A 19430-nucleotide genomic window follows, 5' to 3' on the forward strand; every position below is an offset into this window, starting at 1 on the left:
CGCTGGGCTCAGCCGCCGAGGACGCCGGAGAGGTCGTAGCCGGCCTCGCGGCCCAGGCTGACCAGCTCGCCGCGGCTGCGGGCGCCCGATTGGGCCTGGCCGATGGACCAGGTGGTGATCGAGCGCGTGCCGGAGCGGCAGAAGGCCAGCACCGGGCCATCGGCCTGCTCGACCGCCGCGCGCACCGCCTCGACCTCCGCCGGCCCCGGCGCGCCGCGCACGGGGATGTGGACATAGGCCAGGCCGGCGGCCTTGGCGGCCGCCTCGATCGCCGCGCCCGGCGGCTGCGCCGGGTCCTCGCCGTCGGGGCGGTTGTTGATGATGGTGGTGAAACCCTGCGCCTTGGCCTCGGCCACGTCCGCCACGCCGATCTGCGGGGCGACGGAGAGGTCGTCGGTGACGCGTCGGAAGTCCGTCATCTGCTTTGGTCTCCTGGAGGTCCGCCGCTACTGCTCGCGGCGGACCTTGACGTCGCGCTGGTTGCCGACGCTCATCGCATAGCTGCCGAGCGCGGCCTTGCTGATCTTCACCTTCTGGCCGGGCTTGGGATCGATGGGGATCTCGGTGGAGTCGATCTGCACCCAGGTGCCGCCGTCCTGCACCTTCACCTCCCATTTGCCGGTGGGCAGCTTGCGGGCCGAGGCGACGACGCCCTCGGTGGTGGCGATGTCTTCCTCGGGCTTGGCGCCGCGTTCGAAGATGGCGATCGAGGGCAGGCTGAAGCCGAAGGCCTGGCGGCGGACCTGCTTGGCCTGCTCGCGGTCGACGACGACCACGTCGCCCTTGGCCTCGGCCTCGTCGAAGATGGCGGCGGCCTTGTCGAAGCAGGCCAGGCGCTCGGCGTTGTCGGTGAGCTTGCGGCAGTCCATCAGCGCCTGCAGCTGCTGGGCGCGGGCCTGGGCGCCCTTGTCGGCGGCGCTGGCCAGCGGGGGCCCGGCGACCGCAGCGATCAGGACGACGGCGGCGGCGAGACGGGCCTTGGCCCCAAAAGCTGTCATCGATCGATCCCCAACTGGTTTGCCCCATTAAGCCCGCGGGCGGGACCGGCGCAATCGCTTGCGTGCCCAAGACTTGCGGCCTCTCGACGAAGCCGGACGGCGCGGCTACCGAAGGCCATGCTCCTGCGCCTGTCCCGCTTTGCGCACATGATCCCGATCGCCGAGGGGCGGGTGCTGATCGTCGACGCGATCAGCCATGTGCGCCTGGCGGTGGACGCCGACCTGGCCGCCCTGATCGCCGGCTTCGCCACGCCGCAGGACATCACCGGCGCGCATCCGGCGGCCCGGGCGATCGCGGCCCTGGCCGACCGCGGCGTGCTGACCCGCCTGACCCCGGAGGAGGAGCTGGCGGAGGTCTCCGCGGTGCTGGCGCCCTACCACGGCCGCGACCCCGACGCCCTGCTGCAGAAGTTCCGGCGCGAGGCCAAGGAGGGCGCGGAGCCCTATTGGGCGGCGGCCCGGGCGCTGGGCGTCGCCGACCTGGACGACCAGCGGCCACGCGTGGACCTTGTCCTGCTGGGCGACTGCGACGTGCATATGGAGGCCGACTTCCTGCGCCGGGAGGCGGCGTCGCGCGGCCTGGACCTGCGAGTGGCGGCGACCTTCCCGGACGACGTCCGCTTCGCCGGCGAGCATCGCCATGACGCGGTGCTGGTGGGCGCCCTGCGCGGCCGCCACGCGCTGACGGACGCCCCACGGGATGGCGTGGCCCCGCACGCCGCTCTGATCGCCGAGGCGCGGACGGTCATCGAGGGCCTGCGCCGCCACACCTCGGCGCCGATCCTGATCGACGGCCTGCCGGAGCCCTCGGTGCAGCCGATGGGCTTCGCCGACAAGGGGCCGCTCAGCCACCGCGGGCGGTTCCGCGCCGCCAACCTGGCGCTGGCGGAGCTGGCGCAGGGCTATCCCGACGTCTACCTGGTGGACATCGCCGCGGCGCTGGGCGCGGTGGGCGCGGAGCGGCTGCTGGACGACGGGCTGAACAGCTTCACCCACATGGGCTCGCCGGGCTGGCTCTTACAGCGGGCGCCGGAGGAGCTGGCGCCGGTGCACGGGATCTTCCCGGACCTGGCGCCGCTGGCGGCGTCGGTGGACGGCGACCCCTATGTGCGCGAGGCGGTGACCGCGCGGGCCCACCTCGACGCGCTCATGGTCGTGCTGGGGTTGGACGCCAAGAAGTGCGTCATCGTCGACCTGGATGGGGTCTTGTGGCCCGGTGTCCTGGCCGAGACGGGCGGGCCGTTCGCCTGGACGCCGGAGGACAATCCGCACTCCTACGTCGGCCTCTATTTCGGCCTGCACGAGGCGCTTCTGGCCCTGAAGCGGCGCGGCATCCTGCTGGCCTGCGTCAGCAAGAACGACGAGGCCACGGTGCGCGAACTCTGGACCTATCCCGCCCACTATCCGCGCCAGATGCTGCTGACCCCCGACGACTTCGTCACCTGGCGGGTCAACTGGGCGGACAAGGTCGAGAACATCCGGTCGATCGCCGAGGAGATGGGCCTGGCGCTGGAGAGCTTCCTGTTCATCGACGACAATCCGGTGGAGCGCGACCGGATGCGCCAGCGGCTGCCTGAGGTCGAGGTCTGGGGCGAGGACCCCTTCGGCCTACGCCGGCGGCTGCTGAACGATCCCCGGCTGCAGCAGCCCAGCCTGACGGCGGAGGCGGCGGGGCGCACCGAACTCGCCAAGGCCCAGCTCAGCCGCCAGGCGGCGCGGGCCGAGGCGCCGAGCGAGGAAGACTTCCTGGCCTCCCTGGACGTGAAGAGCCGCTTCGAGCGGTTGGCGCCCGGCGGCGCGGCGGCCGATCGGATCGTGGAGCTGTTCCAGCGCACCACCCAGTTCAACGCCACGGGCCTGAAGCCTTCGCGCGCCGAGCTCGACGCCCTGCTGGCCGCGCCGGACGCTTCAGTCTACGCCGCCCACGTCGCCGACCGCTTCGCCGACCACGGCCTGGTGGGCGCGATCGTGGTTCGCCGCGGCGAGATCGTGGGCCTGGCGCTGAGCTGCCGGGTGCTGGGCCTGGGTGTGGAGCATGCCTTCCTGCGGCATGTGCTGGCCGAGCAGGGGCCGCTGACGGGGCGCATCCTGGCGACCGCGCGCAACGCCTCGGTGCGCAACGTCTATAGCGACAACGGCTTCACCCTCGGCGACGACGGCGTCTGGCGGCGGGGCTAGCCCGCGTCGCCCCATTGGCGGTGCAGGGACGAAGCGATGTAGTTCAGCCGGGTTCGGCCCTCCCAGCTCAGCCGGTCGTGCTCCAGGGCCATGACCTCGTTCAGTTCGAAGAGCAGCTCGCGGCTGACCCGGTCGACGATCTCGCTCTCGACAAAGGTGATGCCGCAGAGCCGCTCGCCGCGGGTGACGGGCTTCACCTCATGGATGGTGGTCGAGGGATAGATCACCGCCCCGCCGGGCGGCAGCTTGAAAGCCACCTCGCGGCTGCCGAGGCGCACGCAGAGCTCCCCGCCGTCGTAGGCGTCCGGGTCGTTGAGGAAGACGGTGCAGCTCAGGTCGGAGCGCAGCGGCCTGGGCTCGAAGGGCAGGAAGGCGCTGTCGGCGTGGGCGCCGTAGTGCATGCCCGGCAGGTACTTGGTCAGCACCGGCGGGGCGATCCGCTTGGGGAAGGCGTAGGCGACGAAGGCCTCGCTGCGCCCCAGCGCCCGGCCGAGGATCTCCGAGGACTTGCGCTGATTGGGGTCCTGCAGGTCGGCGTGCAGATTGTTCTTCACGGTGGAATTGGGATTGGTCACCCGGCCGTCCACGAAGTTGAGCACCCGGCCGAAGTCGCGGAGCTGTTCGATTTCCGCGTGGGTCAGGAGGTCGGGAATCTCGTGGAACATAGCTGACGCGCTTAACCCATTGTCCGCGGCAAGGGTAGAGCGGTTTGCTGTCCCGAGGGGCGAGCTGGACGGCCCGAGGGCGCCGTTGGGTCAGCCTGCCGGGTGAGCGCTGTCGGGGCGCCGCCCAAGGTAGGGGCAAAACATGCCCCGTGCGGCAGGTTCCCGCCCAATCTGTGACCAGAATGCGACACGTAAGGTTCCACAGCGTAACCGCAAGCTAATGGTCGTTGACCACCGGTTGGATACGTCCGTAACTCCGTCGTAACCGGACTCGACTGGGCTTCCGGGACAGCTTTGTTTGGGGGTAGGCCGGCCCTTCTGGGGGCGGTCGCTGGAGGGGATAAACCTTGAAAATTCACACCATGCGGGAGCGCCTGTTGGCCTCCTCGATGATCTGCGGCGCGGCCTTCCTGGGCTTGTCCGCGACGCAGGTCTACGCGGCCGCGGCCGACACGACCAGCGCCGACGTCGCCGAGGTCGTGGTGACCGGGACGCGCATCCCGTCGCCGAACCTGACCTCGATCGCGCCGGTGACCACGGTCGGCAGCGCCGACATCAAGGCCCAGGGCGTGACCCGGATCGAGGACATCACCAACAGCCTGCCGCAGGTGTTCGCCGGCCAGGGCTCCTCGATCACCAACGGTTCGAACGGCACGGCCACAGTCAACCTGCGCGACCTCGGCACCTCGCGCACCCTGGTGCTGATCGACAACCGTCGCGTCATGCCGGGCGATAAGAGCAACCCCGCCGTCGACCTGAACTTCATCCCCGCCGCCCTGGTGGAGCGGGTGGACGTGCTGACCGGCGGCGCCTCGGCGACCTACGGCGCCGACGCCGTGGCCGGCGTGGTCAACTTCGTGATGCTGCACAACTTCGAAGGCGTGCGCATCGACGCGGAATACAACGGCTACCAGCACGACAACGGCAATTCGGTCGGCCAAGCGGCCCTGACCGCCGGCGCCAAGACCGCGATCATCCCCTCGCAGTTCGCGATCCCGGGCAATGTGTTCGACGGCGAAGGTTCGCAAGTCAGCCTGGTGCTGGGTTCGAACGCCCCGGACGGCAAGGGCAACATCACCGCCTACGCCACCTATCGCCAGAACAACCCGATCCTGGAATCGGAACGCGACTTCTCGGCCTGTACGCTGGCCTCCACCGTCGCGGGCGGCTTCGCCTGTTCGGGGTCCGGCACGGCCTTCCCGGCCCGCGTCGGCAACTTCCTGGTCGACCCGACCACCTTCAACACCTTCCGCCCGCGCGTCGCGACGGACGTGTTCAACTTCGGCCCCGCCAACTTCTTCCTGCGTCCGGACGAACGCTACAACCTGGGCGCCTTCGCCCACTATGAGATCGCGCCCTGGGCCGACGTCTACATGGACACCATGTTCATGGACGACCGCTCGACCGCCCAGATCGCCTCGGGCGGCATCTTCGCCGGCACCTTCAACATCAACTGCGCCAACCCGCTGCTGAGCACCCAGGAAGCGGCCCTGCTGAACGCCACGGCGGCCACGGGCGGCGGCACCTGCGCCACCAACCCGGGCGGCACCTTCTCCGGCATCGTCGCCCGCCGCCTGCTGCCCAACGAGCAGACCGGCCGTCTCTCCGACTTCCGGCACACCGACTACCGGATCGTGGTCGGCATGAAGGGCGATCTCGGCAAGAACTGGAATTACGACGGCTACATGCAGTACGGCGCCGTCGAGGTGAACAACCAGCAGTCGGGCAACTTCGACACCACCCGCATCAACCAGGCCCTAAACGTCGTCAACACGCCGTCGGGCCCGGCCTGCGCGGCGGGCGCCGACCCGGGCTGCGTGCCGCTGAACATCTTCACCAGCCAGTTCATCTCGCCTGCGGCGATCAAGTTCCTGTCGATCAACAGCTTCAACAGCGGCAACACCAACGAGCGCGTGGTCAGCCTGGCCTTCACCGGCAAGCTGGCCGACTACGGGATCAAGAGCCCCTACGCCTCTGACGGCGTGGGCGTCGCGTTCGGCGCCGAATACCGCCGCGAGCACCTGGACTCCATCGCCGACTTCCTGTCGAACAACGGCCTGGTGAACGGCAACGGCGGCGCGAGCCCGCCGGTCAACGGCGGCTTCGACGTCTACGAACTGTTCGGCGAGGCCCGCGTGCCGCTGATCAGCGACAAGCCCTTCGCCAAGGACGTCACGCTGGAGCTCGGATACCGCTTCTCCGACTACTCCTCGGTCGGCGACACCAACACCTACAAGGTGTCGGGCGAGTGGGAAGTGGTCGACGGCCTGCGCTTCCGCGCGGGCTACAACCGCGCCGTCCGCGCGCCGAACGTCATCGAACTGTTCGCGCCGCAGAACGTGGTGCTCGATGGTAACCAAGACCCCTGCGCCGGCCTGACCGCCGCCAACCCGCTGGTCGCCAAGTGCGCCTCGGTCTTCCACCTGACCACGGCGCAGGTCCTGGCCATCGAGCCCAACCCGGCCAACCAGTACAACGGCGAGACGGGCGGCAACCCGAACCTGAAGCCGGAAATCAGCGACACCTACACCGCCGGTGTGGTGTTGCGTCCGACCTGGGCTCCGGGCCTGAACGTCTCGGTCGACTACTTCAACATCAAGGTCGACCAGTTCATCGGCGGCTTCGGCGCCAACCTGATCCTCAACCAGTGCGTCAACACCGCCAACCCGACCTTCTGCAACCTGGTGCACCGCGACGCCAACGGCTCGCTGTTCCTGAGCAACCAGGGCTTCGTGACGGACACCACGCTCAACACCGGCTCGCTGAAGACCACCGGCGTCGACTTCAGCGTCGACTACCGCACCGATCTGTCGACGCTGGGGCTGGGCGACAACGGCTCGGTCTCGGCCAGCCTGGTCGGCACCTGGCTGGACAGCCTGATCACCCAGCCCCTGCCGGGTGGCGCGAGCTACGACTGTAAGGGCCTCTACGGCCTGACCTGCGGCGTCCCGGCTCCGGAATGGCGCCACAAGGCGCGCATCACCTGGAACACGCCGTACTCCTACGGCGACTGGTTCAAGAGCCTGAGCTTCTCGGCCCAGTGGCGCTACTTCGCCAAGGTCACGCTGGACGCCTACGACTCCAACCCGCAGTTGCTGAACGTCGGCGACCAGCTGCCCAACGAACGCAGCCTCGCGGCTCAGAACTACCTGGACCTGACGATGAACTTCACGGTCCACAACAACCTGAACTTCCGGGTGGGCGTGAACAACGTGCTGGACTCTGACCCGCCGCTGACCGGGACCAACTGCCCGGGCACCTTCTGTAACGGGAACACCTTCCCGCAGGTCTATGACGCGCTCGGCCGCTACATGTTCGTGGGCGTGAGCGCCGACTTCTAAGACGAAGTCCGGAGTTCCAAGGATGAGGGCGGCGGAGCGATCCGCCGCCCTTTTCCGTGGCCGCGCCCCTTCCGCTTTCCTGCGGCGCCCGCCCCCGCTAGGGTCGCGCCTGGCCGGTCATCCGGGCTGCGGCGAGCAGGATATCAAGGCGGATGGAATTCAAGTCGGGCCCGATCAAGTTCCAGGTGGGCGCCAGGCCACGCGACGCGGCGGCCGACCGCGCGCAGCTGCAGGCCATCCAGGCCAAGCTCACCGCCGACGACCTGGAAGGGGCCGTGGCCCTGGCCGAGACGGCGCTGGCCGGCGGCCTCGAACACCCGATGACCTTCAACCTGGCGGCCGGCAAGCTGGAGGCCGAGGACCGCTACGAAGAGGCCGTGGCCCTGCTGCAGCGCGGCCACCGCGCCTGGCCGCAGGACCTGGGCCTGCGCCAGGCCCTGGCGCTCAGCCTGGTGCGGCTGCAGCGCTTCGAGCTGGCCATGCCGCACTTCGACGCCCTGATCGCCGCCCAGCCGGACTTCGCCCCGGCCCACGCCGCCCGTGGCGCGGTGCTGGAGGCGTTGAACTACCACGAGGCGGCCGAGGCGGCCTTTCGCCGCGCCCACGAGCTGCAGCCGCAGAACCTGCTGGCCATCTCCGGCTTGGCCTCGGCGGCGATCCGCGGCGGCCGCTATGACGAGGCGCGCGACTACGCCGGCCAGGTGCTGGCGGCCGAGCCGGGCTATCCGGAGGCAACGATCGTGCTGGCCCGCGCCGACCTGGCGGAGGGCCTCTATGACGCCGGCGAAGCGCGGCTCGCCGCCCTGATCGCCGATCCGCGGACCGCCGAGACCCAGCGCGACTTCGCGCGCAACCTGCTGGGCGACTTCGCCCAGGAACGCGCCCGCAAGTTCGACGCCTGATCCGCCCGGCGGCGGCTTTGTCCGCCGGCGGACATTCGTCGCGCCTTTCACCCCCTTCGTCGCGGACCCTTCCGCTGGACCGCGCGGGCGGGCAAGCTGCCGGGAGGAGGACATTTCTTTGTCCCGGGGAGAATGGGCGATGTCAGGGGAAGGCTGGTCCCGCCGCGGACTGGCGGCCGCGCTCACGCCCGTCTTGCTGAGCGCCTGCGTCACCGCGCCCGCCCGGCGGCTGATCTCCATCAATCTCACCGACACCGGCCCCGTGGAGCCGCCGGCGACGCCGCCGGACACCGGCGCCCAGCTGGAGACCGCCTTCGACCAGGCGCGGCGGATGACGGTGCCGGTCTATGTCGACGGCAAGGGCCCGTTCGCCTTCGTGGTCGACACCGGCGCCAACCGCACGGTGATCTCCATCGAGGCCGCGGCCGCCTGTGGCCTGCCCCCGGCCGGCCAGGTGGTGGTGCACGGCATCGCCGGCGCCGAGCCGGCGGACCAGGCCAAGGTGGGACGGCTGAACGTGGGGTCGGTGATCTCGCGCAATCTGGAGCTGCCGGTGCTGTCGCGCGGACGGCTGGGGGCCGACGGCCTGCTGGGCGTCGACATCATGCGCGGCCGGCGGATGTCGCTGGAGTTCGACCTCAACCGCTTCGAGATTTCCAACTCCGGCCAGGGGGTCGAGGTCGGCCAGGGGACCAATTCGCGGATACCCGCCTACAACGCGCCGATCCAGGTGAACGCCGCCTACCGCGAAGGCCAGTTGGTGATCCTCGACGCCCAGGTCGGCGAGGTGCGGGTCGCCGCCTTCATCGATTCCGGCGCCCAGGTGACGGTGGGCAACCACGCCCTGCGCGACGCGGTGGTGCACACCCATCCGGACTTCGGCCCGCGGCTCGCGCCGGTGCCGCTGATCAGCGCCACGGGCCAGACGGCGCGCGGCGAGTTCGCGCCCCTGCCGACGCTCAGGCTCGGCGGCATGCAGATCAACGAGGTGATCGGGGTCTTCGCCGAGCTGCACATCTTCGACCTGTGGAAGCTCTCCGACCGGCCGGCGATCCTGATCGGGGTGGACGTGCTGCGTCACTTCCAGGACGTGACCCTCGACTTCGGCCGCCACGTGGTGGTGTTCACGCCCTCACCGCCGGGCGACCGGCGGGTGCGCCACGAGGCCCAGCAGGGGCGTTAGGGCATGTACTCAGCGAAACTGGCCCGAACGCCCGGCGATCCGCGGCCCGCTCTGGACTAATCTCCCGATCCGCCGCGGGGTGCGGCCCTTCGCAGGGCCTCATCGAGCGCCCGGTCTGCGGGCACGACGACGTCCGGCGCGACGCCGCGGCCCTCGTAGTCGTCTCCGGTCGCCGCATCGAGCACGCGGCCCCAGGGGATGAAGGCTTCGAGGCCTTGTCCTATCGGTACAAAGAACCCGAAGTGGCCGGCGCCCGCCGTCCGTTCGCCGATGATGAGGCCGCGATGCGTGCGCTTCAGGGTCTGCGCCATCTGCTCCGCCGCGGAGGCGGTCTTCGCCGAGGTCAGATAAAAGACCTTCGCGCGAAACAGGCGATGCTCGCTGGCGTCCGGCGTCACCGTGAATCGGCTGCGCGAAACGCCCGCCGGTCCTGGCGCCTTAGTGATCACCGGCGGCTGCTCATACGGATCGTCGGTCGTGTCATCCTCGACGCCGGTCCGTTCGTCAAAGTAGGTCAGCACCCGCGGCTTGGCGAACAGGTATTTGAAGATGGCGTTCGGCACGCCTTCGCCGCCGCCGTGATTTTGGCGGGCGTCGATGATCACGACGCGGGCGGAGGCGTGCTCGCGCATGAAGCGTTCCACGGCGGAGACCACCTGCGGATCGTCCGGCATGAGTGAGAAGGCGATGTACGCCACGCCCGGCGCGAGCCACTTCGCGTCGGTGACCGGCGGCGGCGCCGAGGCGGAGGCTCGGGTGGCGCTGGACGGCGCGGCATCCACGACCCTGACGCGCAGATGGCCATCCTTCCGTATCGCCTGGAGGTCGGCCGTAAGCTGCGCGGCGATCTGCTGCGCGTCGGCGGTGTGATCGTAGTCGCCGGCGGCGAGCCGCCGTCGCAGCGTTTCGGCGTATTGCCGGCCCACCTCCGGAAACAGGTAGTTGGCCAGGAGCTTGTCTGCCAGCGTCTCGATCGCGGGCGCAAAGGGCGCTGCGAGTGCGGTCGGCGGCGCGGCCGACGCGCGCGAGACCAGAGCGAGGCTCATCGCCGCCGCGCAGGCGGCCGTCGCTCGAATGTCCCAGCCCATGGGCAAACCCACCTCGCAGCTGTTGAACCGTGGGCTACGATGCGAGATCGGCGCAAATTAACTCTTGGTAAGCGGTCCCGGCGCGGGTGGCGGGCCGGAACGGCTCCGTGCGCGCCGCCTGCGCCGGGATAGCGCCACGAGGAGACGACCCGTCGTCCCTAGTGGACCCGCGTCGGCGCCAGCACCGTCGCGCCTTCGGTGCGGGCGCGGGCCTGGGCGAGTTCGTCGAGGATGCCCTGGGCGCGAGGGTCGCCGAACACCCAGGCGGCGGCGGCGAGCGTGCGGGCGGATGTCGCCGAGACGCCCAGCATCTTCTGCACCGCCTCGAAGGGCGAGTTCGACGGCGACATGCGCTTCAGCCGCGCCTCGCCGGTGATCCCGGCCAGCGCCTTGGCCTTGGCGACGGCGTCGTAGAAGCCGCCGATCTGGTCGACGAGGCCCAGCTCCTTGGCCTGGACGCCGGTCCAGACGTGGCCCTTGGCGATCTCGCGCACCCGCTCCACGGGCAGTTTGCGGCCCTCGGCCACCCGGGCGATGAAGTTGTCGTAGATGCGGTCCATCCAGTGGCTGAAGGCGGCGCGCTCGGCGGGACTGAACTCGCGGCCCATGCCGAAGGCGCCGGCGTAGGATGAGCCGACGCCCAGCTGGCGCACGTCGACGCCGAACTTCGCCAGCGCCGGGCCCAGCGCGAACTTGCCGCCGAAGACGCCGATGGAGCCCGTCAGCGTCGAGGGCTCGGCGACGATGGCCGAGGCCTCCGACGAGACCCAGTAGCCGCCCGAAGCGCCGTAGGTCCCCATGGAGACCACCACCGGCTTGCCCGCGGCCTTGGCCGCGCGGATGGCGGCCAGGATCTCCTCGGAGGCGGTGTCGGAGCCGCCCGGCGAGTTGAGGCGGAAGACGATGGCCTTCACGTCCTTGGCCTTGATGGCGTCGTAGAAGGCCTGGGCCAGGTCGTCGGCGTAGATGCTGGAGCCGCGGGAGAACGGGTTGCCGCCCTGGTCCTTGCCGTCGACGATGTCGCCCTCGGCCTCGATCACCGCCACGGCGGGACCCAGGCCCCGCTCGCGCGGCTGGCGGCCGTGGGCGTAGTCCTCGAAATCGACCAGCTGGGCGCCGTCGCCGGCCTGCCGGATCAGGGCGGCCTGGGCCTCGTGCACCTGGCCCACGCGATCGATCAGATGCTTGTCCAGGGCCTCGTCGGCCAGGTAGGGGCCGGCTTCGAGGGTGGTCTTCAGGACCGCCGGATCGAGCTTGCGGTCGGCGGCGATGGCGGCCAGGTCGGTGTCGTAAACCGAGCCGATCCAGGACAGCTCCGCCGAGCGGTGGGCGGGCGTGTAGTCGTCGAACAGGTAGCCGTTGACGGCGTTCTTGTACTCGTAGCGCTGCTCGTAGTCGGGCTTGATCTCGTACTTGTCGAAGAAGCGCTTGAAGAACAGGTCTTCGTTGGAAATCCCGGTGACCTGGAACGAGGCGCCGGGCTGCATCCAGAGCTCATCGGCCGAGGCGCCCAGCATGTAGGTCGCGGTCACGATGCCGGACGGGTAGAGCCCCTGGCTGTGGGCGATCACCGGCTTGCCGGAGGTGCGGAAGTGCTTGACGCCCAGGCGGATCTCGTCGGCCAGGCCCGGCTCGACCCCGCCCTCGGGCAGGCGGATCAGGACGCCCCGGACGCGGTCGTCCTTCTCAGCGCGGCGCAGGCCTTCCAGGATCGACATGGCCGAGTGGCCGCGCCGGGCGAAGCCGGCGAGCGCGCTCTGCGGCGACTGGTCGGTGAGCGGGTCGCGCAGGTCGAGCTCCAGCACCGTCTTCGATGGGGTGGGCGCGGGGCCGGCCGCGGCGGCGGCCATGGAGATCAGCACGAAGGGCACGCCGATCATGAAGATCAGCAGGCCGGCGAAGACGCCCGCCGCGGTGATCAGGAACTGCTTCATCCGTGACTCGTGCGCCCCCTGGGAACTGGCGAAGTCTTAGGTCGAGCGCGCGCCGCCCGCACGCGAATTCGCCTGGATGCGCGTCCCTAGACCTTGGCCGAGGGCTTCTGGATGGGCTTGCCCACCTTGCGGCGCAGCTTGGCGACGTCCGAGGGGCTGACCGGCGGGGCGACGTTGCCCCAGCTGTTGCGCACATAGGTGGCGACCGCGGCCACCTGGGCGTCGTCCAGTTTCCAGCCGAAGCTCGGCATGGAGAGCGGCGTGGGCTTGGCGTCCGTCGCCACCGTCTGGGTCCCCGACAGGATGAAGCGGATGACGTTGGTGGGGTTGGTCGACTGGGTCACCGCCGCACCGGGCAGGGGCGGGAAGTAGCCCGGCTGGGCCTTGCCGTCGGCGGCGTGGCAGGTGGCGCACTCGTCCACGTAGATCGCCTGGCCGGCCTGCATGACCTTCGGGTCGACCCTGACATCGCCCACCGCCGCAGCGTGGGTCGGGTGGCCGCGCAGGTAGTCGCCGACGGCGGCGAGGTCGGCGTCGGCCATCTGCGAGGTCGAATAGCGGATCACGTCGGCCATGGAGGCCGAGGCGTTGGCCCGGGCGTTGCGGCCGGTCTTCAGGTACTCGGCGACGTCGGCCGTCGACCAGGCGCCGAGGCCGCGGCGCTGGTCGGAATTCAGCGCCGGCGCCAGCCAGTTGTCGAGCTTGCCGCCCTCCAGGGCGTGGCCGTTCTTGTCGCCGCCCAGGAAGGTCTTGGGCGTGTGGCAGGCGCCGCAGTGGCCAAGGCCTTCGACGATGTGCTGGCCGGGGTTCGGGCCGGTGGTCGGCGCATTGTCCGGCTTGAAGTTCAGCGCGTTCCAGAAGCCCACCATGAAGCGCAGGTTGAGCGGGAAGGGCAGCTTGTTGGCCGGCGGCCGGTAGCTCACCGCCGGCAGGGTCCTGAAGTAGGCGTAGAGCGCGTCGGACTCCGCGCGGGTGATGTGGGTGAAGTAGGGATAGGGAAAGGCCGGATAGAGCTTGGCCCCGTCGCGGCGCACGCCGTTGTGCATGGCGTTCCAGAAGTCGTCGGCGCTCCAGGCGCCGAGGCCGGTCTCGCGGTCCTGGGTGAGGTTGACCGAATAGATGGTCCCGAAGGGCGTCGCGAGCGGCAGGCCGCCGGCATAGGGCGCGCCGCCCGGCCGGTCGTGGCAGCCCTCGCAGTCGCCGACCACGGCCAGGTAGCGCCCCTGGGCGACCTGCGGGCTTTCCGGGACGGCGGGCGTGGCCTTAGCGGTGGCCGGCGCCACCGGCGCGGCGGGGGCGACCACCTCGGCGAAGACCGGCGCCTGGCGCGCGGCCAGGAGCAGGGCGACGCCGGCCGCGAGGACCGCCGCGGCGGCGCGGGCCCGCAGTCTCACGCCTGCACCAGCGGCTGGTGCGGCGCCTTCAGGTACTGGGCCTTGATCGCATCGGCGGCGTGGTAGGCGAGGGCCGCCACCGTGCCGGTTGGGTTATAGCCGGCGTTCTGCGGGAAGGCCGTGGCGCCGAGGACGAACAGGTTCGGCACGTCCCAGCTCTGCAGGTACTTGTTGGTGAAGCTGTCGCGGGGGCTTTCGCCCATGATCGCGCCGCCGGTGTTGTGGGTGGTCTGGTAGGGGACCACGTCCCACGGGCCCTTGCGGTAGTTGGCCTTGATCTCGCGTCCGCCCATGGCCTTGGCGATCTCGGCGGCGCGGTCGGTCAGATAGTCCGACATGCGGTGCTCGTTGTCGCCGTAGTCGAAGGTCATGCGCAGCAGGGGCCGGCCCAGCGCGTCCTTGTAGGTCGGGTCGAGGTCCAGGTAGTTGCCGCGGTGGCTCATCACCCCGCCGTGGGTGTTGATCTGGGTGGTCTTGGCGAAGTCGCGGGCGATGGCCTGTTTCCACTCAAGGCCCCAGGTCGGGACCCCGGTGGCCGTCGGGTGGGTCTCGATAGGCCTGGCCCCGGTCTGCAGGATGCCGACGTAGCCGCCGCCGATGAAGTTCAGGCCCGCGTGGTCGAAGTTGTCGCCGTTGAAGTCGTTGATCATCACCCCCAGGGCGCCGGCGCCGATGAAGGGATTGAGGATCTTGTCATTGAAGAAAACATTCACCGAGGAGGTGATCTGGTAGGCGTAGTTCTTGCCGACGATGCCCTCGCCGGTCACCGGGTCGTAGGGCTTGCCGATGCCGGACAGCAGCAAGAGCCGCACATTGTGCAGGATGTAGGCCGAGAGGATCACCATCTCCGCCGGCTGTTCGAACTCCCGGCCCTGCTCGTCGACGTAGGTCACGCCGGTGGCGGTCTTGCCGTCGGGGCTCAGGTTGATCTTCAGGACCTCGGCGTTGGTCTTCAGGGTGAAGGTCCTCTTGCGCATCAGCACCGGCAGGATGGTCGTTTGCGCGCTGGCCTTGGCGTAGTTGCCGCAGGCGTATTTCTCGCAGAAGCCGCAGTAGGTGCAGGGGCCGAGCTGCACCCCCAGCGGATTGGTGTAGGCGCGCGAGGCGTTGGCCGCCGGGTGCGGGAAAGGATGGCGGCCCAGGCTGGCGGCGGCCTGGCCGAACAGGCTGGGCGCGTAGGGGATGTCCAGCGGCGGGTTCGGGTACTCGCGCTGGCGCGGGCCCTCGAAGGGGTCGCCGCCGGGCTGGATCACGCCCTTCAGGTTGCCGGCCTTGCCGGAGACCCCGCAGAGGTATTCGAACTTGTCGTAGTAGGGCTCCAGGTCGTCGTAGCTGACGGGGTAGTCCTGGATGGTCATCTCGTCGGGGACGTAGGCCTTCCCGTAGCGCTGGAGATTGTGGCTCTTGGCCTTCAGGTCCGAAGGCAGGAAGCGCCAGACTTGGCCGTTCCAGTGCACGCCCGCCCCGCCGACGCCCGCACCCAGCAGGAAGGAGCCCAGCTGGCGCATGGGCAGCGCCGTCTGGCTCTGGTTGTTGCGGATGGTCAGCGTGTCGTGGCTGAGGCGCTGGAACAGCTCGTGGCGCCAGTAGTAGCGCAGCTCGTCCTGGGCGTAGGCCGGCGAGAAGTCGGTGGGGGTGTCGCGCCAGTCGCCGCGCTCGATGGCCAGCACGTTCAGGCCCGCGTCGGTCAGCTCCTGGGCCATGATCGCGCCGGTCCAGCCGAAGCCGATCAAGACCGCGTCGACGGAGGGCAGCTTGGTGGCCATGGGCTAGCCTTTCATCGACCAGGCGGGACGCCCGCCGATGCCCACCGGCGGCAGCGGATAGGGTTTGCCGTAGGCCAGGACATAGGCCCGCTGGTCGTAGCGGGCGCCGGAGAAGCCGATCATCTTCCAGGCGGAGAGGTTGCGGTTGCCGCCGTAGATCGGGTCGGAGAAGTAGCCCTCCATCACGTTCTGCAAGAGCAGGGTGAACCAGGCCTTGCCGTCGACATCGGCGCCCAGATCGACCTTTCCGCCCGAGAGATCCTTCAGGAAGGCGTCCTGGTCGGCCTCCGCGCGCTTGTGGAAGGGCTGGCCGTTGTTCTGGCCCAGGTGGTCGCCGATGGCCTTGATGGCCGCGCGGTAGAAGCCGGCGGGCGGCCACTTGGCCTGGTAGCCCTGCGTCCCCGTGCTCTTGCCGAAGGGGCCTTGCATGTACCAGCGCGCGCCCTTGCCGTAGTCGCCGGCCATCTGGCGGTCGATGAACAGCGGCACGCCGGCCTCCAGCGCGCTCGGGCCGGTCGGGTCGGCGGGGATCATGCGCAGCGCCGCGGCCTCGATGAAGGCGGCCTCGTCGGCGTTGAAGTAGACGTAGCGGGCGCGGAGGTCGACGGCGGTGGGGAAGCTGGAGGTGTTCGGCGCCCAGGGCAGGCCGAGCCCGGTCAGCTGTTCGGCGGAACTGGCCAGGGGAACGGCGAAGGCGAGCGCGCCCGCGCCCAACAGAGTCCGCCGGTCCACTTGGAACTGCCGCAAGACAAAGCCCTCCGACCCTCTGTAGTAACGCTTGTTACGGCGTCGCGTTCCGGTTGTGGCGGAGTTTTACGGCGTCAAATTTCGCAAGGTCTAGCGCCCCCCGCTCCAGCCGCCGCCCAGGGCGCGGAAACTGGCGACGGCGGCGCGGTCGGCGGCGAGCTCGGTCTGCACCAGCTGGTCGGAGGCGGTGAGCAGGTCGCGGTCGGCGTCGCGCACTTCCAGCAGGTTGGCGACCCCGCCTTCATAGGCCTTCTGGGCCTGGCCGCGGGCGGTGGTGAGCTGGGCCACCTCGCGGTCGAGGGCCGCCGCGCGCAGGCGGTCCTGGGTCAGGTCGCTGAAGCTGGTCTCCACCTCGCCGGCGGCGCGCAGGGCGGCGGCGCGCCAGGCGGCCAGGGCCTCGGCGTCGCGGCTCTTGGCGGCGGCCACCTCGGCGTCCACGCGGCCGAAGTCGAACAGCCGCCAGCGCAGGCCCGCGGCGATCTGGTCGGTGCGGGCCGGGCCGGTGAACAGCTGGCTGCTCGACAGGCTCTCGCTGCCCAACAGGCCGGAGAGCGAGATCTTCGGATAGTAATCGCTGACCGCGACCCCGATGCGGGCGTTGGCCGCGATCAGCCGCTGCTCGGCGGCCAGGAGGTCGGGGCGGCGGCGCAGCAGGTCGCCGGGGCGCTGGTCGGAGGCCAGCGCCGGGGCCTTGGGCAGGGGCGCGTCGGCGGCGAGCTCGGCGCGGTAGGTCCCGGGCTGGGCGCCCATCAGGATGTCCAGCCGGTTGAGCTCGGCGGCGAGGCCGGCGGCGAGCGGCGGGATCGCCGCGCGCACGGCCTCCAGCTCGGCCTGCGCCTGATGGACCTCGCGCTCGGCGGCGACGCCCTGCGAGAAGCGTTCCTGGACCAGGCGCAGCAGGTCGGCGTCGACGGTCTCCTGGGCGTGGGCGACGGCGAGCCTCGCCTGATAGCCGCGGGCCTGCAGATAGGCGTCGGCGGCTTCGGCCTCGACGCTGGTGCGCACGGCGGCGAGGTCGGCGCGGGCGCCGGCGTCGTCGGCCGACGCCGCCTCCCGGGCCCGGCGCAGGCCGCCGAACAGGTCGATCTCCCAGCTCGCCACCGCGCCGGCGTTGTAGTCGTCGTAGGTCCGCTCGAAGCCGGGCAGATGGCTGCCGATCTCGCCGATCGGCGAGAGCAGGGACTGCTCCACCCGGGCCGCGCCGGCCTGGGCGCCGACCTCAGGCAACAGCGCCGCGCCGGCCGCCTTCAGCGCCGCGCGTGACTGGCGGACCCTCGCTGCGGCCTGGGCGACATCGAGGTTCTGGGCCGCGGCGCGCTCGACCACGCGGGTCAGCTGCGGGTCGCCGAAGCCGCGCCACCAGGCGGCGAGGTCGGCGCCGGCGGCGTCGGTGGGCGCGGGCGTCGCATAGGCGCCGGTAAGCGGCGCGGCGGGCGCCTTGAAGTCCGGGCCGACAGCGCAGCCGGCCAGCGCCAGGCCGGCGGCGGCGAGAAGCAGGGGGCGGAACATCGCGGGTCCTCTAGTGGGCACGTTTCTAGTGGGCGTCCGGCGGCGGCGGCTTGCGCGCCGTACCGGTGACCGGCGCGGGGCGGCAGAACGGCACCAGGATCAGGGCGGCGAAGAACATCCAGGCCATCAGCTGGAAGCTCTCGTTGAAGGCCGAGGTCAGGGCCTCACGCCCGACGATGCGGGCGAGCTCCCCCTGAGCCACGCCCAGCGCATGGACCCTGTCGGGATTGAGCTGACCCACCTGGGCGGCGACGGCGGCCAGGAAGTCCGGCGCGCGGGCGGCGGCTTCGCCCAGGCTCTCCCCCATCCGCGCCACGTGGATGCGGGTCTGGTCGCCCAGCCAGGTGTTGACCACGGCGATGCCGACGGCGCCGCCCAGGTTGCGCATCAGGTTGAAGAGGCCGGAGGCGGCGCGCAGCTCCGGGCCCTCGAAGCCGGTCAAGGCCATGTTCACGCTGGGCGGGATGCAGAACATCACCGAGAAGCCGCGCAGGAGCTGTGGCCCCAGGAGGTCCCAGAAGCCCCACTGCGAGGTCATGTGCGCGGTCCACCAGAGGCTCACTGAGAACAGCGTCAGGCCCACGGTGATCAGCTTGCGGGGGTCCACGGTCTGCGACAGGCGCGCGACCATGAAGGTGGCGACCAGTTGCGCCCCGCCGGTGACGAAGACCGTCGCGCCGATCTGCAGGCTGTCGAAGCCGCGCACCCGGCCGAGGAACAGCGGGATCAGATAGGTCGAGGAATAGATGCCGAAGCCGATCACCAGGTTGAAGACGCAGGCGAAGGCGAAGGTCGGCTTGCGGAACGGCGTCAGCCGCACGATCGGCCCGCCGGAGCGGAATGAGCGCTCCAGGAAGAGGCCGAAGGCCACGACGGACAGCCAGGCGGCGGTGGCGATGGCCGGGTCGCCCAGCCAGTCGTAGCGCGGGCCTTCCTCCAGCACATATTCCAGGCCGCCCAGGAAGACCGCCATGGAGATCAGGTGCGCGTAGTCGATCTTGCGCAGCATGGCGAGGTTCGGCCGGTCGACGCGGATCAGCAGCAGGCTCAGGACCGTGACCGCGATCCCGGGGACGACGTTGATGTAGAAGATCCACCGCCAGCCGGCCGCGTCGGTCAGGAAGCCGCCCACCGTCGGTCCCAGCGTCGGGGCGAGCACCGAGACCGAGCCCAGGATCGCCGGGATCAGCGCCCGCTGCGGGCCTTGGAAGAGGGCGTAGCCGGTGGCGAAGACCGTCGGCACCATGGCCCCGCCCACGAAGCCCTGGATCACCCGGAAGATCACCATCGACTGGATGTCCCAGGAGAGGCCGCAAAGCGCGCTCGCGACGGTGAACAGGCCGGCGGAGATTGCGAACAGCACCCGCGTCGACAGCGCCTGGGCCAGGAAGGCCGAGAAGGGGATCATCACCAGCTCGGCCATCAGATAGCCGGTCTGGATCCAGCTGATCTCGTCGGGGCCGGCGGAGAGACCGGCCTGCACGTCGTTAAGCGAGGCCGCGACGATCTGGATGTCGATCAGCGCCATGAACTGGCCGAACGCCATCAGGCCGAAGACCATGAACTTGCGCGAGGTCGGCCAGGTCGAGGGATCGATGACGGCGGCGGGCGCAAGGGCCGGCGCCGCGGCGGCCGGGCCGCCGCCTAGGGAGATCGCTCCGGATTGGGCCATGCTGTCCCTTGCCTGTCCGCTTCTATTATATTATGTGCATCATACAAACGGAG

General features: G+C 70.3%; 14 protein-coding genes. 4 read left to right on the forward strand and 10 right to left on the reverse strand.

The window, feature by feature from the left end:
- Positions 1–8: 8 nt before the first annotated feature.
- Positions 9–419: a TIGR01244 family sulfur transferase gene (locus E8A49_RS01825; RefSeq protein ID WP_293375737.1), complete on the reverse strand. Its 411-nt coding sequence runs from the start codon at positions 417–419 to the stop codon at positions 9–11.
- Positions 420–446: 27 nt separating this feature from the next.
- Positions 447–998, reverse strand: a complete 552-nt coding sequence (locus E8A49_RS01830) for a hypothetical protein (protein ID WP_293375739.1) — start codon at positions 996–998, stop codon at positions 447–449.
- Between the two features lie 117 nt (positions 999–1115).
- On the opposite strand from E8A49_RS01830, the gene E8A49_RS01835 reads away from it, so the two are divergent.
- Complete coding sequence (locus E8A49_RS01835) at positions 1116–3176, forward strand: HAD family hydrolase (RefSeq protein ID WP_293375741.1); 2061 nt, start codon at positions 1116–1118, stop codon at positions 3174–3176.
- Here E8A49_RS01835 and E8A49_RS01840 read toward each other — a convergent pair.
- Complete coding sequence (locus E8A49_RS01840; protein ID WP_293375743.1) at positions 3173–3841, reverse strand: Fe2+-dependent dioxygenase; 669 nt, start codon at positions 3839–3841, stop codon at positions 3173–3175. The genes E8A49_RS01835 and E8A49_RS01840 overlap by 4 nt on opposite strands.
- 347 nt (positions 3842–4188) lie before the next feature.
- Between E8A49_RS01840 and E8A49_RS01845 the strand changes: the two genes are divergently transcribed.
- The 3 genes from E8A49_RS01845 (at position 4189) to E8A49_RS01855 (ending at position 9267) form a co-directional block, all read left to right on the forward strand.
- Positions 4189–7182, forward strand: a complete 2994-nt coding sequence (locus tag E8A49_RS01845; protein WP_293375745.1) for a TonB-dependent siderophore receptor — start codon at positions 4189–4191, stop codon at positions 7180–7182.
- Positions 7183–7334: 152 nt separating this feature from the next.
- Positions 7335–8084 carry a tetratricopeptide repeat protein gene (locus E8A49_RS01850; protein ID WP_293375747.1) on the forward strand — a complete coding sequence of 250 codons (750 nt, stop codon included), beginning with the start codon at positions 7335–7337 and terminating at the stop codon, positions 8082–8084.
- Between the two features lie 139 nt (positions 8085–8223).
- Positions 8224–9267 carry an aspartyl protease family protein gene (locus E8A49_RS01855; protein ID WP_293375749.1) on the forward strand — a complete coding sequence of 348 codons (1044 nt, stop codon included), beginning with the start codon at positions 8224–8226 and terminating at the stop codon, positions 9265–9267.
- A gap of 56 nt (positions 9268–9323) precedes the next feature.
- Here E8A49_RS01855 and E8A49_RS01860 read toward each other — a convergent pair whose 3' ends face one another.
- The 7 genes from E8A49_RS01860 to E8A49_RS01890 all read right to left on the reverse strand — a co-directional run bounded on the left by E8A49_RS01860 (position 9324) and on the right by E8A49_RS01890 (position 19377).
- Complete coding sequence (locus tag E8A49_RS01860) at positions 9324–10355, reverse strand: S41 family peptidase (protein ID WP_293375751.1); 1032 nt, start codon at positions 10353–10355, stop codon at positions 9324–9326.
- Positions 10356–10513: 158 nt separating this feature from the next.
- A complete protein-coding gene (gene sppA, locus E8A49_RS01865) occupies positions 10514–12289 on the reverse strand; it encodes a signal peptide peptidase SppA (RefSeq protein ID WP_293375753.1) in 1776 nt (591 codons plus the stop codon).
- Between the two features lie 86 nt (positions 12290–12375).
- On the reverse strand, positions 12376–13683 hold the full coding sequence (locus E8A49_RS01870; RefSeq protein WP_293375755.1) for a cytochrome c: 1308 nt from the start codon (positions 13681–13683) through the stop codon (positions 12376–12378).
- A complete protein-coding gene (locus E8A49_RS01875; RefSeq protein WP_293375757.1) occupies positions 13680–15449 on the reverse strand; it encodes a GMC family oxidoreductase in 1770 nt (589 codons plus the stop codon). The genes E8A49_RS01870 and E8A49_RS01875 overlap by 4 nt, the downstream gene beginning before the upstream one ends.
- Before the next feature lie 3 nt (positions 15450–15452).
- On the reverse strand, positions 15453–16196 hold the full coding sequence (locus tag E8A49_RS01880; protein WP_293375759.1) for a gluconate 2-dehydrogenase subunit 3 family protein: 744 nt from the start codon (positions 16194–16196) through the stop codon (positions 15453–15455).
- A gap of 90 nt (positions 16197–16286) precedes the next feature.
- Positions 16287–17705 carry an efflux transporter outer membrane subunit gene (locus E8A49_RS01885; protein WP_293375761.1) on the reverse strand — a complete coding sequence of 473 codons (1419 nt, stop codon included), beginning with the start codon at positions 17703–17705 and terminating at the stop codon, positions 16287–16289.
- A 25-nt stretch (positions 17706–17730) separates the two neighbouring features.
- Positions 17731–19377: a DHA2 family efflux MFS transporter permease subunit gene (locus E8A49_RS01890; protein WP_293375763.1), complete on the reverse strand. Its 1647-nt coding sequence runs from the start codon at positions 19375–19377 to the stop codon at positions 17731–17733.
- Between the last annotated feature and the right edge of the window lie 53 nt (positions 19378–19430).

Origin of the sequence: Phenylobacterium sp. (assembly GCF_004799515.1) — a bacterium.
Classification (GTDB): domain Bacteria; phylum Pseudomonadota; class Alphaproteobacteria; order Caulobacterales; family Caulobacteraceae; genus Phenylobacterium.